We start from the raw sequence: 14,137 nt of genomic DNA, 5'->3' as shown, positions 1-14,137 counted from the left end.
TACCTGCCACGAGACAATAGCGACCGATCTCGGCGCGGGACGGCTTCAGCCCGCGCGCTGCTCCCGTGTCTTCTTGATCAGATCGTAGGCGTTGCTGATCTCGCTGGTCCGCTCCTTGGCCATCTCGCGCATGCTCTCGGGCAAGCCCTTGCCGGCCAGCTTGTCGGGATGGTTCTCGCTCATCAGCTTGCGATAGGCGCGCTTGAGCTCGGCATCGGAGGCATCCTCGGAGACGCCCAGCACGCGATAGGCGTCCTCCAGCGACTGACCGCTGCTCGCCCCGCCGGCCCCCTGCTGGGCGCCACCGCGCAACATCGCTTCGATCTGCTGGATCTCCGCTTCGGAGAAGCCGAGGCCCCGGGCCACGCGAAGCAGCATGTCGTGCTCAGCGGGGTGCATCTGGCCGTCGGCGGCGATGGCCGCCAGCTGCACCTGCAGGAACACCTGCAGCAGCGCGCGCTGGCCGCCGGTAACGCGGCGCACCGTTTCCACCTCGGCGTCGAGGTCGAACTCCGGCGACTTGCCGCGATTGAAGGCCGCCTTGGCCCGCTCGCGCATCTGTCCGCTCAGATTGAGGCGATCGAACAGCATCTCGGCGGTGCGGATCTCGTCCTGGGTGATATGGCCGTCGACCTTGCACACGCACCCCATCACCGCGAAGGTCGACTCCAGGAACTGGTGCTGGATATTGACGACCCGTCCCACCAGCGAGCTGCGCAGCTTGCGGCTGATCCACCAGCCGATGGCGGCACCGATCAGAAGGCCCGGCAGCTTGCCGAAGAGATAGCCGATGACGGCGCCGATCAGAATGGCAATTGACATGAAAGTCCTATCGGTCGTTGTTGGTGTTCAAGCGTTGGCGGATGGCGGCCTCGATTCCCGTGGCGTCCAGGCCGCAATCGCGCAGTAGCTCGGCGGGCTTGCCATGTTCGACGAAAGCATCGGGAATGCCCAGGTTGAGCACCTGGGCCTCGACGCCTTCCGCCGCCAGCAGTTCGTTGACGGCGCTGCCCGCGCCGCCGGCCACCACGTTCTCCTCCAGCGTCACCAGCAAGTCGTGATCTCGTGCGGCCGCCAGGATCGCCTCCCGGTCCAGTGGCTTGACCGAGCGCATGTTGAGGTGCGTCGCATCGAGCCGCTCGGCGACTTCGGCCGCCGGCGTGTTGAGACTGCCGAAGGCCAACAGCGCAACGCGCTTCTCCGACGCGGCCGATTCACGCCGCCGTTCGGCCCTGCCGATCGGCACCCGAGCGGCCAGATCCGTCGGCAGCTCGCTGCCGGGCCCGGTACCGCGCGGATAGCGCACCGCGGCGGGGCCGGGATGGTGGTAGGCGGTCGACAGCATCGCGCGGCACTCGGCCTCGTCCGCCGGCGCCAGAATGATCATCTCCGGCACGCAGCGCAGATAGGAGAGATCCAGGGCACCGTGGTGGGTGGGGCCATCCTCGCCGACGAGACCGGCGCGGTCGATGGCAAAGGTCACATCGAGGTGCTGGACGGCGACATCGTGAATCAGCTGGTCGTAGCCGCGCTGCAGGAAGGTCGAATAGATCGCGACGACCGGCTTCATCGCCTCGCAGGCCATGCCCGCCGCCAGCGTCACCGCATGCTGCTCGGCGATCGCCACGTCGTAGTAACGCTCGGGATAGGTCTGCGAGAAACGAATCAGATCCGAGCCCTCGCGCATCGCGGGCGTGATCCCGATCAGTCTCGGATCCTCCGCCGCCATGTCGCACAGCCAGTCGCCGAAGACGTTGCAATACTTCCTCGGCTTCGGACGCGGGGTGGATTGCGCCGACGCCCCGGCAGCGCTCATGGCAGCCGCCGGCGGTGTGATGGCATCCACTTGCGGCGGCGGCGGTGGCGTCTTTTCCAGCTTGGTGATCGCATGGAAGCCGATCGGGTCGGCTTCCGCCGGACGAAAGCCACGCCCCTTGCGGGTACGGACGTGGAGAAACTGCGGGCCGTCGAGATCACGCACGGTCTCCAGCGCCTGGTTCAACGCTGCCAGATCGTGGCCGTCGATCGGCCCGAGATAGTTGAAGCCCATCTCCTCGAACAGCGTCGCCGGGCTGATCATGCCCTTGACGTGCTCTTCGGTACGCCGGGCGAGCTCCAGCGCGCCGGGGAGATGGGACAGGACCCGCTTGCCGTTCTCGCGCATGGCGGTGTAGGGCTTGCTGGTCAGGATCCGGGTCAGGTAGCTCGCCATGCCACCGACGTTTTCCGAGATCGACATCTCGTTGTCGTTGAGCACGACCAGCAGGTTGGCGTTGACGTGGCCGGCGTGGGCCAGCGCCTCGAACGCCATGCCGGCGGTCAGCGCGCCGTCGCCGATCACCGCGCAGACACGACGTTTCTCGCCCTTGGTCCGGGCGCTCAGCGCCATGCCCAGCGCTGCCGAGATCGAGGTGCTCGAGTGGCCGACGCCGAAGGTGTCGAACGGCGACTCTTCACGCCGCGGGAACGCCGCCAGGCCGCCATACTGGCGGATGCTCGCCAGCGCCTCGCGGCGGCCGGTCAGGATCTTGTGCGGATAGGCCTGATGGCCGACATCCCACAGCAAGCGATCGTGAGGCGTTTCCAGCGCACGGTGCAGCGCCACGGTCAACTCGACGACGCCGAGGCCGGCACCGAAATGGCCGCCACTGCAGCCTACGCTGTAGAGCAGGTAGGCGCGCAGCTCGTCGGCGACCTGTCGCTGCTGGGTCAGCGACAGCGTGCGCAAGCCCGCAGGCGACTCGAGCGTGTCGAGCAGCGGGGTGAATGGGCGCCGAGTGGGAATTTCATCGAACAGCTTCATAAAATGTCGTTACCGGGTCAGTGATCGCGATCGATCATGAAACGGGCCAGAGCCGCCAGTGGCAGGCCTGCCTCGCCCAGCGGCTGCAGGGCCTCGAGCGCCTCGTCGAGCAGGTGGAGCGCGCGCTCACGGGCCTGTGCGACACCGAGAAGAGCAGGATAGGTCGGTTTGTCGCGGCGCGCGTCGGCGCCGGAGGTCTTGCCCAGCGTCCGGGTGTCGCCGGTGACGTCGAGCACGTCGTCGTGAATCTGGAACGCCAGCCCCATCGCCGCGGCGTAATTGTCCAGTGCCGCCACCCTGGGATCGGACTCCTCGACCGCGACCAGCGCGCCCAGGCGCACGGCGGCACGGATCAACGCCCCCGTCTTGTGCTGGTGCATCATTTGCAGTGCGGCGAGATCCATCGGGGCGCCCACGGCACCGAGATCGATCGCCTGCCCCGCCGCCATGCCATCCCGACCGGCGGCCTGGGCGAGCGTGGTGATCAGGGCCGCCAGCCGCGGGTGCGGCCTGGAGGCAAGCGCCTCGAACGCCAGCGTCTGCAGCGCATCGCCGGCCAGAATGGCCAGCGGCTCGTCGAAGGCGCGATGGACCGTCGGTCGGCCGCGGCGGAGGTCGTCGTCGTCCATCGCCGGCAGATCGTCGTGAACCAGCGAATAGGCATGGATCATCTCGATCGCCGCCGCCGGCGCATCCAGCGCGTCGTCCTCGGCCCCGAGCGCACGGCCGGCGAGATAGACCAGCACCGGACGCAGCCGCTTGCCGGAGCCCAGCACGCTGTACCGGAGAGCATCGTCGAGAGTGGCGCAGCTGCCATTCTGGCGATTGAGCCAGCCGGTCAGCACATGTTCGCTGCGTGACCGCGCCGCGTCGATCACCGCCGCGACGCCGGGTTGATCAGCGCTCATGGTCCGGCTCCCGGCTCTCGAACGGCACGGACTGCAGGCTGCCATCACCCTGCTCGAGCAGGGCCTGAACCTGGAGTTCGGCACTGTCGAGGCGGTGCTGGGCATCTCGCGTCAGCCGGACGCCACGCTCGAAGGCGCTCAACGAGGCTTCCAGCGTCAGTTCGCCGGATTCGAGCTGCGCCACCAGCGTCTCGAGTCGATCCAGCGTTGCGGCGAAATCCTTGGGGTCGTCCTGGGAAACGTCCTTGTCAGCCATCTTGTCGGGCATGGGGCTCTCGTGTCATCGCTCGCGGCCATCCAGATGGCGCCGGGAGCTCTCATCGAGGCGCGAACGTCCGGATAACGCCACGCCAGTTCGGAAACGGCTTCCCAGTATACACCGCCGCCCCGGGGGGGCGTCTGCCCCCGGCGGCAAATCCGGCACGGCGCCCGCGCGACCGCCCATGCCGGGCTCGGCAGCGCACTTGACAATGCATCCGCTTCACGTCGAAGCCGCGTCATTTTCATCGTGCCCGGCGGTGCCTGTGTTAAGCTATGCGCCCGCTGGCGCCACCGAGTCGGGGGCTCCCCGCCCCGGGTCGCCAGATCTTCCCATGAATGCGACGCCGCTCGTCATGCCACCGTCGCCACAAGCCGATGAAGAAGGGTTGATCCACCAATGGCCAAGACGTCTCTGGACAAGAGCAAGATCAAGATCCTCCTGCTCGAGGGCATTCATCAGTCCGCCGTGGACACGCTGCTGAACGCGGGTTACACCAGTATCGAGACGCTCTCCACGTCGCTGACCGAAGAGGATCTGATCGACAAGATCCGCGACGTGCACTTCATCGGCATTCGCTCCCGGACGCAGCTTACCGAACGGGTCTTCGCCGCGGCGGAAAGGCTCACCGCCGTCGGCTGTTTCTGCATCGGCACCAATCAGGTCGATCTCGATGCGGCGCTCAAGCGCGCCATCCCGGTGTTCAATGCGCCCTACTCCAACACCCGCTCGGTGGCGGAGCTGGTCCTGGCCGAGACGATCATGCTGCTGCGCGGCATTCCCGAGAAGAATGCCCGCGCGCACCAGGGCGGCTGGCTCAAGTCGGCCAAGAACTCCCACGAGGCGCGCGGCAAGACACTGGGGATCATCGGCTACGGCAGCATCGGGGCCCAGCTCTCCGTGCTCGCCGAAGGGCTCGGCTTCGACGTGCTCTACTACGATGTGGTGACCAAGCTGGCCATGGGCAATGCGCGCCAGGTGGGCAGCCTGGAAGAGCTGCTCGCCCGCGCCGACGTGGTCACGCTGCACGTGCCGGACCTGCCCTCCACCCGCTGGATGATCGGCACCGAACAGATCGCGCTGATGAAGCAGGGCGGTATTCTGATCAACGCCTCGCGCGGTTCGGTCGTGGATATCGACGCGCTGGCCGAGTCGCTCAAAAGCGGCAAGCTGCTGGGCGCGGCGATCGACGTCTTCCCGGTCGAACCCAAGGGTGCCGACGAAGAGTTCACCTCGCCGCTGCGCGGGCTCGACAACGTGATCCTGACGCCGCACATCGGTGGCTCGACCCTGGAAGCCCAGCAGAACATCGGCATCGAGGTCGCCGAGAAGCTGGTCACCTACTCCGACAACGGCACCACCATCACCTCGGTCAACTTCCCCGAAGTGGCACTGCCGTCGCATCCGGACAAGCACCGCCTGCTGCATATCCACGAGAACGTGCCCGGCGTGCTCTTCGAGATCAACCGCGTACTCTCCGAGAACGGCATCAACATCGCCGGCCAGTTCCTGCAGACCAACGACAAGGTCGGCTACGTCGTCATCGACGTCGACAAGGCCTACGGCAAGCAGGCGCTGGAAGCGCTCAAGCAGGTGAACCACACCCTGCGCCTGCGGGTACTCTACTCCGAGAGCGACTATCAGGCCTGATCGTCGCCTCGGTGTACCGTCGACCGACAAGCCGCCCGCGGGCGGCTTGTTGCGTCAGGTCCCGGAAATCACCGCCGCCTAGGGCAGTTCGCCGGTACCATTCTGGCCGCGGGAGGCGTCTGCCGGGTTGCTGGTCGGCCCTTCCTGGGGCACGCCGGGCTTCACCTCGCGATGGCCATCGTTGTAGCGGTTGAACGTGCAGCCGCTGACGAGGGAGAGCAGGACCAGGGCTCCGACAAACGGGACGAGAGTGCGCATAACGGTTCCTTGAATCATCGATGATGGCGGCGATACGCCGTCGCCGCTCTGGTATTTTCCACCTCGTGGCATCGGCCGGCGATGCCTCAGAAGTCGATTCCGATACCAGCATAGACCGTTCGCCCCGGTGCCGGCTCGAAATAGCGGTCGTTACTGGCATTGATACGCACGTTGGCGTAATGCTCGACGTCGAACAGGTTGCGAACGCCGCCGTAGAGGTTGAGCACGGTATCGCCGCCCAGACGCCAGCCATCCCCTCCGCGCAGGTTGACCAGCCAGTAGTCGCCGACGTGAACGTCGCCGGCGTTGTCGGCCACCATATCGCCGACGTACTGCGTCTCGAGCGCCGCGAAGCGCCGATCCAGGCCCTGCCAGGTCAATCGATTGACCCAGGTCTGCTCCGGCAGGCCGGGGATGCGATTGCCACCGTAGTCGCCCGCCTCGCTGGCGTAGCTGTCGAACTCGTAGCGGGCCAGCGTCAAGGCGCTGTCGATTCGCCAGCTCGGATCGAACTGCCAGCCCAGCGCGACCTCGAGTCCGTCACGATCGCTGTCGCCGGCGTTCTCGTAGAAGGTGCGTCCATCATCGCCCTCGTAGGGCACCAGCTCGTCGCGCACGCGCACCGAGAACAGCGCCACGTCGTAGTCGAGACCGTTGTCGAAATTGCCGCGCAGGCCGAGCTCGCGACTCCAGGATTTCTGCGGCTCGATATCCGGATTGAACCCCCCGATGCCGGCGGGATTGGCGAACTCGGAGAAGGTCGGCGTCTCGTAGGCGGTACCGGTATTGACGTAGACCTGATGGTGGCGACGATAGCGATAGCTCAACCCGGCCGAGCCGCTCCATTGATGGAAGGTCCGGTCGCCGCCGTTGTCGCCGTCACTGAGATAGTCGTCATCGATATCGAGATCGACCCGGTCGTAGCGCCCCCCCAGTGACAGGGTCCAGCGCTCGGTGAGATCGAGATCGCCCTGCAGGAAGGTACCGACCGAAGTGGCCGTCTGAGTCTCGTCGGCGACCTTGCCGGTGACATCGCCATTGAAGGCGACGTTCTTGCGCCCGCGGTCGTCTTGCTGACGCGCCAGGTCGAGCCCCGCCACATAGCGCAGCGGCATGTCGCCCACGCTCAACGTCTGGTGGTACTCGGCGCTGGCGCCATAATAGTCGCGCTGATAGTCGATCAGGCTATCGCCGGGGTAAGGCAACTGCTGTTCGAAATCCCGCTTGAGATAGAACCCCTTGAGGTAGAACTCCCCCGGACCGGCCGACAGATCCTCGTACTGCAGCCCCAGCACCTGCTGATCGACCGACTGGCCGGTATCGTAGGCCTCGGTAAAGCGCCCCGCCTGATCGCGATCCTCGTGGACCTGCTCGCGGGTCAAACCGCCCGGATCTTCCGAGCGCGGATTGTCGAGCAGGTTGACGATCGCCGTCAGCGCACGATCGCTGCCCAGCTCGCGGCGCAGCTTGGCGTTGAGCAGGTACTTCTCGGTCGAACTGTGATCGCGGTAGCCATCGACATTGAGCGCCGACACGCTGACGTGGTGGGACCACGGCCCGTTCACCCCGCCGTTGCTGACCGCGTACTTCCGATAACCGTCACTGCCGCCTTCGATACGGACATGGCTACCCGGGTCATCGCTGCCATCGGCGGTCGTCACGCTGATCACACCGCCGGCGGCGTTACCGTACTGGACGGCCGCCGGGCCCCGAATCACCTCGATGCGCTCGGCGCTGTCGAGATCGATGGCATCGAGCTGGGCCTGGCCATCCGGCAGGGTATAGGGAATGCCGTCGACGACAACGGTGATCCCGCGCACACCGAAGGGCGCACGGGCGCCGAAGCCGCGGATGGAGATCCGCTGCCCCTGGGCGAAATTGTCGCGATTCTGCAGGAAGAGACCGGGGACCGTGACCAGCGATTCGTCCAGGCGGACGCGCTGCTGGCCCTGCTGGATCTCGTCGCGATCGACCACCGAGACCGCGGCAGGCGTCGCGTAAAGCTCACGGGCAAGCCGTGGCGCGGTTATCTCGATCACCGGCTGCGCGCCGGACGAGGCAGTTGCCGGCGCGGGCTGTGCCAGCACGACGCCGGGCATGGCGGCACCGAGAGTCAGCGCCGTCGAGAAATAACGGAATGTCATGGCGTTCCCTGCAATCAGAATGTCGCCGCTTTTCCCGCGGCTTGAATCACGAGCTGGCGTGAGAAGCCCCATTCTTGCGTCTCCAGCCCGCCCCCGCAAGGCGATCCGTCCAGAACGGGATTGGCGGGAACCGACAAGCTCGACCATGCTGGAGGCGCGAACTCGGTATCCCTTCGCACCCATCCCGCATTAGGCAAGGAGGCTTGATCATGGATCTGGCGATTCGCGGTAAAACGGCGCTGATCACGGGCGCGCAGGGCGGTATCGGTCTGGCCACGGCCAAATCGCTCGCCGCCGAAGGCGTCAACCTGGTTCTCAGCGATCTCGATTCGGAGGCGCTCTCCAGCGCTGCCGCCGAGATCCATGGCAACCCGCTCTGCATCGTGGCGGACGTCACCGATCAGGCCGAAATCGATGCGCTGGTTCGCCAGGGCGTCGAACGCTTCGGCGCGATCGATATCGTCGTCCACACCGCAGGCGTCACCGGGGCCAAGGGCGACCCGCTAGAACTCAGCGACGAGGATTACGAACACGCCTGGCAAATCGACTTCTTCTCGGCGGTCCGAGTGGCGCGAGCGACCATCCCGCCGATGCGCGACCGCGGCTGGGGGCGCTTCATCTGCCTGACCTCGGAAAACACCATCCAGCCCTACTGGGAGGAGGCGGTCTACAATACCGCCAAGGCGGCGCTCAGCACATTCGTCAAGAATCTCTCCTACAAGGAAGCCGCCAATGGGGTGCTGTGCAACACGGTTGCGCCAGCTTTCGTCGCCTCGCCGATGACCGACGGCATGATGAAGCAGCGCGCCGAAGCGCTCGGCTGCACCTTCGAGGAAGCGATCGAGAGCTTTCTGGAGGAGGAGCGCCCCGGGATCGTCGCCAAGCGCCGCGGCGAAGCCGACGAGGTGGCCTTCGTCATCACCATGCTGGCGTCGCAGCACGCCTCGTTCGTCAACGGCAGCAACGTGAGGGTCGACGGCGGCTCGGTCATCTCGGTCCAGAATTGAGTCGAATCGCGCCCCACCCAAGCGCTGCCATGAAAAACGGGGCCGAAGCCCCGTTCTGGTTCGGCATCTCTGCGCCGGCCGATCACATGTTGTAGACCAGCGACACCCCCGTGGCGGTATCGGTCTGGCTGGACGCACCCGGCGGTGGGCTGTCGTTGAATTCGACCTCGTAGGAAACCTTGAGCGCCAGCGTGTCGTTCATCGCCACCGTCAAGGCGGTTTCCGAGCGCCCGATGATGTTCTCGTCGGAAGCCTCTGTCGCCAGCGACTGCGAAAATTTCGATGTCTCCGAGAACTGCCAGTCGTAGTCGAGCCCGGCATAGAGCAGGCCGACGTTGTCGTGGCCACCCTCTTCGTACTCATCGTGACGCACGCCCGGGCCGACCTCCACGGCCAGCGAGTGCGGCGGACCGCTCAGCAGTTGGCGCCCGTAGCCGCCGGCCAGGGTCGACTGGGAGTCGTAGCCGGAGAAGCGATCCTTGTCCCAGCGGGCCAGACCGAACAGGTAGTTGGAGGCAGAGAGGTTGTAGCGCGTCCGCCCGGCGACCAGATACTCCTCCGCCGAGGTTTCGTCGTTGTCGCTGGCGCTCTTGGCAGCCGCTTTGAAACTGTAGGACCAGGCCTGCCGGAACCAGGTCATGTCGACCCCGGCGCGCAGACTCTCGCTGTTGCTGTTGCCGCTGATCTTGTTGTAGCCCAGTTCGGCGGTTCCCTCGAAAGGCTTCTCCGCCTGCGCCGGGTTGTCCATGACCTCGAAATCCTCGAGCTGGGCCTGCGCCATGCCAGCACCGGTCAGACCCGCGATGCCCAGGCTGGCGGCCATGAGCGCTCTCAGGCGCCGCGAATGTCCCTGAGCGGGCTGTCGTCCTTGATGATTCACACTGTCGGCCTCTTGTGGCAGTCGAAACGCGCCATCCGTCGAATTGACGTCAGCGCTTTTCATTAGACGTAACCCACGACGAGGAAACAACCGAACAGTGTTTTACTCCTTATTTCCCTGCGAATTCATGCGTCCCCGCGAATTCGTGGCGCCCGCCCCGGCGCGAGCAGGACATCGACGGGCGAGATATAAAAAAGGCGAGCCATTGGCTCGCCACAAACTTCCGTCAATGATTCGTTAGGTCTCATCCCGACGGAAGAGCGCTCGGGAGATGCATCGCGAGAGTGCCGAACCGGCTCGTCGGCCAGGCGCGCGATGCACCCTGTCAAGAGAGTGCCGTCGACAACGAGACCCACCCGTCATCGCCGCTCATGGATGCCAAGTTAAGCGAGCGACGACCGGGCGTCAATATTTATGGAAACCATTTCCACTTTTTTAATGCCGAATGCGGCAGCGTCAATCAGAAGCAGGTCTCGATCACCTCCTTCACCGCCAATCGCTCGTCGACCAGCAGCATCCGCCGCCACTTGTCGAACGTCAGGCAGGGATGCGAAGTGCCGAAGGCAATGACATCGCCAACCGCAACCTCGGCACTGTCGGGAATCTCGAGAAAGACGTGCTGATCCATGATCTTCGTCGCTCGCCACGAGCGGACGTCGACGGGCGCCGAGGTGTCATCGTCGTGCCGGCGATAGAGACGGAGCGGCAACGGCAGGTCCGGCTCGTGACCGATGTCGCGCTTGCCCAGAGCGATGATCGCCAGGCCAGGCTCGGGCAGCGACTGGACATGGGCGAACACTTCCAGCGCCGGCTCCAACTCGCCCTCGAGCGCCGGATCACGGGCCTTGATCGCCTCCATCGCACCGGCATAGAGCTTGTGATCGTGAACCACGTAACAGCCCGGTCTCAGCACCGGCGTGTAGTGCTCGCGCAGCTCCGCCTTGTCGAACGCTTCGGCGATCAGATCGAACCACTTGGAGCCGGAGGCCGTGACGATCGGCGCCTCGCGCTGGAGTGCGCCGCTGGCGCGGAGCGTCTTGACGGTATCGACCAGCCGCTCGCCGTAGGCGCGTACCGCGGCGATCTCGTCGTCGCCGCCGATCATGCCCTCGTAACCCTCGATGCCGACCAGCGCCAGCGCCGGCTCGGCGGCGATCGCCGCCACCAGCGCGTCGACCTGCTCGGCATCACGGCAACCACAGCGGCCGCCGTCGATACCCAGCTCGACCAGTACGTTCAGTGTCAGGTTCCTGGCGGCGAAGAATGCCCCCAGGTCGCGAACGTTGTCCGCGCCGTCGACCACACAGTAGTACTCCAGGCCCGCCTCGATGGCATCCGCCACCAGCGCCATGTTCGGCCGACCGACCAGTTGATTGACCATCAACACCCGCGCTATGCCATGGGCATGCGCCGCCACCGTCTGCACCGCCGTGGCCAGGGTAATGCCCCAGGCCCCCGCCTCGAGCTGACGCTGAAACAGCGCTGGCGCCATGGTGGTCTTGCCGTGAGGAGCGAGCTTGGCACCGTGGTCATCGGCGAAGCGCTGCATCCATGCCAGGTTGTGGGCCAGCGGCGTCTCGAGTATCGCCGCCGCCGGCAGTGGCACGTCGGTCAGCAGCTGGGCAGGCGTCGACCACGGGGTTCCTTTCTGCCGCGTTGCCGGGGGAGTCGTCTTGTTCATGATCTGTTCTCCGGATGGGGATGTCAGCGGGGGGCGGTCTCGCGGGAGAGCGAACATGATGCCTCGCGCAAGGCCGTAAGCAGGGTTTCACGGCGCGCCTGGTCAGCGTCACGGCCGACGGTGAAGCAGAGCGTGGCCAGGGCTGGACCGGCACCCTCGTGGATGGGAACGGCCATGCAGCAGGCGAAACTGTCGACCAGCCCTTCGGTCAGGGCGTAACCCCGGCGACGCGTCGACTCGATATCGGCGATGAACCCATCGACATCGATGCGCTCGCCGCTGGGAAGCGTGAAATCCTCCTCTGGTATCAGCTCCAGCATCGCTTCCCGACTCATGCCGCCGAGCAGCACCCGGCCGGATGCAGTCCAGGGAATCGGCACCTTCACCCCGACTTCGGAGCTGATACGAAAAGGCCGGGCGCCGTTCTCGTTGAGCATGACCGTGTACTTGTCACCATCCAGCATGCACAGCTGGGTGGTCTCGTCGAAACGCGCCGATAACTGGCGCATCACGGGCCGGGCACGGCGCAGCAGATCGTTGTGGTCGGCATAGTCGAGACCGAAGTAGTGCATTGCCCGGCCGAAGAAGATCCGGCCGTCGCTCTCCGTCTCCAGCCAGCCCGCTTCACTGAGCAGGTTGACCAGCTCGTAGACGCTCGATCGCGGCGCGCCGGTGGCCGCCATCAACTCTTTCGGCGTCATCGGTTGACGGTGCAAGTGCAGCTGCTCGCACAGCGAGATGACGCGATCGACGCCACGAGCTCGCGGCGTCGATGTAGTACTGGAACGGCTCATATCACCTCGTCGATGGCTGTCTGGGCCTCAGTCTAGCGGCCCTCGCCTGCGGCCGGAAAACCCACTTGCGCAGGGGCGATGGATGGGTGCAGTATAATTTCATCCGGTAAATCGGACAACGGTCCGATATATCGGACAAATAACAGCAACAAGACGAGTCCACTCCATGAAAACGATCCTCAAAGCGCTGGGCGCCGTTGCGGCGTTCACCCTCATCCCCTCTCTTGCCGCCGCGACCGCCCAGGCCGATACCTTGCAGACGGTACTCGACCGCGGCGAACTGATCGTCGGCACCGGCAGCTCGAATCCGCCCTGGCATTTCACCGACAACGGCCAGACCGTCGGTTTCGATGCCGATATCGGCCACATTCTGGCCCAGGGCCTGTTCAACGATCCGAGCAAGGTCCGTTTCGTCAACCAGTCCTCGGATGCCCGCATCCCCAACCTGCTGACCAACAAGGTCGACATCTCCTGCCAGGGGATGACGGTCACGGCGGCCCGCGCCCAGCAGGTGGCGTTCACCGTGCCCTACTACCGGGAAGGCGTCGGCCTGCTGATGCTCAAGGGTAGCGACTATGCCGACTACGACGCGCTCAAGGCGGCCGGCAGCGACATCACGATCGCCGTGCTGCAGAACGTCTATGCCGAGGAGATGGTGCACCAGGCGCTGCCACAGGCGAAGGTCGACCAGTACGAGAGCCAGAACCTGATCTACCAGGCGCTCAACTCACGTCGCGCCAATGCCGTGGCCACCGATCTGTCGACGTTGAAGTGGTACATGAAGAACAACGCCGGACGCTATGTCGATGCCGGCTACAGCTGGAACCCGCAATCCTATGCCTGCGCGGTCTCGCCGGACGACCAGCGCTGGTTGAACTTCGTCAATACCACCCTCGAGGAAGCCATGTACGGCGTCGAGTTCCAGCGCTATGCCGATGCGTTCGAACAGTGGTTCGGCGAGCGTCCTCCCGCACCGCAGACCGGCTTCCCCGCCGAGATGCGCTGACCCCCGGCCCGCCGACGTTGCCGGGCGGCCTCTGGCCCGGCAATGCCCTCCCGAACCGCTTCCCCGAGCGGATGGACTGACATGAACTATCACTTCAACTTCGCCCCCATCCTGGATCAGTGGCCGGTACTGCTCAGCGGCCTCGGCCTCGGCCTGCTGCTGGCGCTGGTGTCGATCGCCATCGGCTCCGTGCTGGGGCTGGTCGTGGCCTTTGCCAGCCGCGCCCCCAGCCCCTGGCTACGCAGCCTGGCCTTTACCTGGATATCGATCCTTCGCAATCTGCCGATTCTGGTGATCGTGCTGTTCCTGTTCTTCGGCATGCCGCAACTCGGGCTGTCGCTGGACAAGATCACCAGCTTCATCGTGGCCCTGTCGCTCTACGCCAGTGCCTACATGGCCGAGGTCTTCCGTGGCGGGCTGCTCAGCGTTCCCAAAGGGTTGACCGAAGCCGGACAGGCGATCGGGCTGACGTCATTCCGAATCAAGCGCTACATCGTGCTGCCGATCATGTTTCGCAACGCCCTGCCGGCGTTCGGCAACAACTTCATCTCGCTGTTCAAGGACACCTCGCTGGCCGCCACCATCGCGGTCCCCGAACTGACGTTCTATGCCCGCAAGATCAACTCCGAGACCTTCCGGGTGATCGAGGTCTGGCTCGTCGCCTCGCTGCTCTACATCGTCTGCTGCTACGCCATCACGCTGGTGCTCAGGGCAATGGAGAAGCGACTGGTGCTGGAGAAAAACTGA

General features: G+C 65.2%; 13 protein-coding genes. 4 read left to right on the top strand and 9 right to left on the bottom strand.

The window, feature by feature from the left end; all coding sequences use genetic code 11:
- Positions 1-45 precede the first annotated feature (45 nt).
- From djlA to xseB, 4 genes are read right to left on the bottom strand one after another with little or no spacing between them, the layout of a single operon-like run.
- Positions 46-822, bottom strand: a complete 777-nt coding sequence (gene djlA / locus AAGT95_RS07065; protein WP_110602046.1) for a co-chaperone DjlA — start codon at positions 820-822, stop codon at positions 46-48.
- 7 nt (positions 823-829) lie between these two features.
- Complete coding sequence (dxs, locus tag AAGT95_RS07060) at positions 830-2,803, bottom strand: 1-deoxy-D-xylulose-5-phosphate synthase (protein WP_342596024.1); 1,974 nt, start codon at positions 2,801-2,803, stop codon at positions 830-832.
- Between the two features lie 17 nt (positions 2,804-2,820).
- A complete protein-coding gene (locus AAGT95_RS07055; protein WP_110602041.1) occupies positions 2,821-3,711 on the bottom strand; it encodes a farnesyl diphosphate synthase in 891 nt (296 codons plus the stop codon).
- Positions 3,701-3,979, bottom strand: a complete 279-nt coding sequence (xseB, locus tag AAGT95_RS07050; RefSeq protein ID WP_342596023.1) for an exodeoxyribonuclease VII small subunit — start codon at positions 3,977-3,979, stop codon at positions 3,701-3,703. The genes AAGT95_RS07055 and xseB overlap by 11 nt, the downstream gene beginning before the upstream one ends.
- A 390-nt stretch (positions 3,980-4,369) precedes the next feature.
- Between xseB and serA the strand changes: the two genes are divergently transcribed.
- A complete protein-coding gene (gene serA / locus AAGT95_RS07045) occupies positions 4,370-5,620 on the top strand; it encodes a phosphoglycerate dehydrogenase (protein ID WP_110707175.1) in 1,251 nt (416 codons plus the stop codon).
- A gap of 78 nt (positions 5,621-5,698) precedes the next feature.
- On the opposite strand, the gene AAGT95_RS07040 is transcribed toward serA, so the two are convergent.
- Both AAGT95_RS07040 and AAGT95_RS07035 read right to left on the bottom strand, forming a co-directional pair.
- A complete protein-coding gene (locus tag AAGT95_RS07040; protein WP_110707176.1) occupies positions 5,699-5,878 on the bottom strand; it encodes a hypothetical protein in 180 nt (59 codons plus the stop codon).
- An 86-nt stretch (positions 5,879-5,964) separates the two neighbouring features.
- The gene (locus tag AAGT95_RS07035; RefSeq protein WP_342596022.1) at positions 5,965-8,022 is read right to left on the bottom strand and encodes a TonB-dependent receptor; all 2,058 of its coding nucleotides are present in this window, start codon (positions 8,020-8,022) and stop codon (positions 5,965-5,967) included.
- Positions 8,023-8,231: 209 nt separating this feature from the next.
- Between AAGT95_RS07035 and AAGT95_RS07030 the strand changes: the two genes are divergently transcribed.
- On the top strand, positions 8,232-9,029 hold the full coding sequence (locus AAGT95_RS07030; RefSeq protein WP_342596021.1) for an SDR family NAD(P)-dependent oxidoreductase: 798 nt from the start codon (positions 8,232-8,234) through the stop codon (positions 9,027-9,029).
- Between the two features lie 82 nt (positions 9,030-9,111).
- On the opposite strand, the gene AAGT95_RS07025 is transcribed toward AAGT95_RS07030, so the two are convergent.
- The 3 genes from AAGT95_RS07025 to AAGT95_RS07015 form a co-directional block, all read right to left on the bottom strand.
- Entirely contained in the window at positions 9,112-9,852 is a 741-nt protein-coding gene (locus tag AAGT95_RS07025) for a DUF481 domain-containing protein (RefSeq protein ID WP_342596020.1), read from the bottom strand.
- 517 nt (positions 9,853-10,369) lie between these two features.
- Positions 10,370-11,590: an amino acid deaminase gene (locus AAGT95_RS07020; protein WP_342596019.1), complete on the bottom strand. Its 1,221-nt coding sequence runs from the start codon at positions 11,588-11,590 to the stop codon at positions 10,370-10,372.
- A gap of 23 nt (positions 11,591-11,613) precedes the next feature.
- Positions 11,614-12,384 (bottom strand): IclR family transcriptional regulator, encoded by a 771-nt coding sequence (locus AAGT95_RS07015; RefSeq protein WP_342596018.1) that lies wholly within the window; start codon positions 12,382-12,384, stop codon positions 11,614-11,616.
- 166 nt (positions 12,385-12,550) lie between these two features.
- Here AAGT95_RS07015 and AAGT95_RS07010 point away from each other — a divergent pair, with 166 nt between their 5' ends.
- Positions 12,551-13,390, top strand: a complete 840-nt coding sequence (locus AAGT95_RS07010; RefSeq protein ID WP_110602027.1) for a transporter substrate-binding domain-containing protein — start codon at positions 12,551-12,553, stop codon at positions 13,388-13,390.
- A gap of 81 nt (positions 13,391-13,471) precedes the next feature.
- On the top strand, positions 13,472-14,137 hold the full coding sequence (locus AAGT95_RS07005; RefSeq protein ID WP_110602025.1) for an amino acid ABC transporter permease: 666 nt from the start codon (positions 13,472-13,474) through the stop codon (positions 14,135-14,137).

It is taken from the genome of Salinicola lusitanus, assembly GCF_038648475.1.
Classification (GTDB): domain Bacteria; phylum Pseudomonadota; class Gammaproteobacteria; order Pseudomonadales; family Halomonadaceae; genus Salinicola; species Salinicola lusitanus.
The sequence above is the reverse complement of the archived record's forward strand: the minus strand, read 5'-3'. Positions and strand labels throughout refer to the sequence as shown.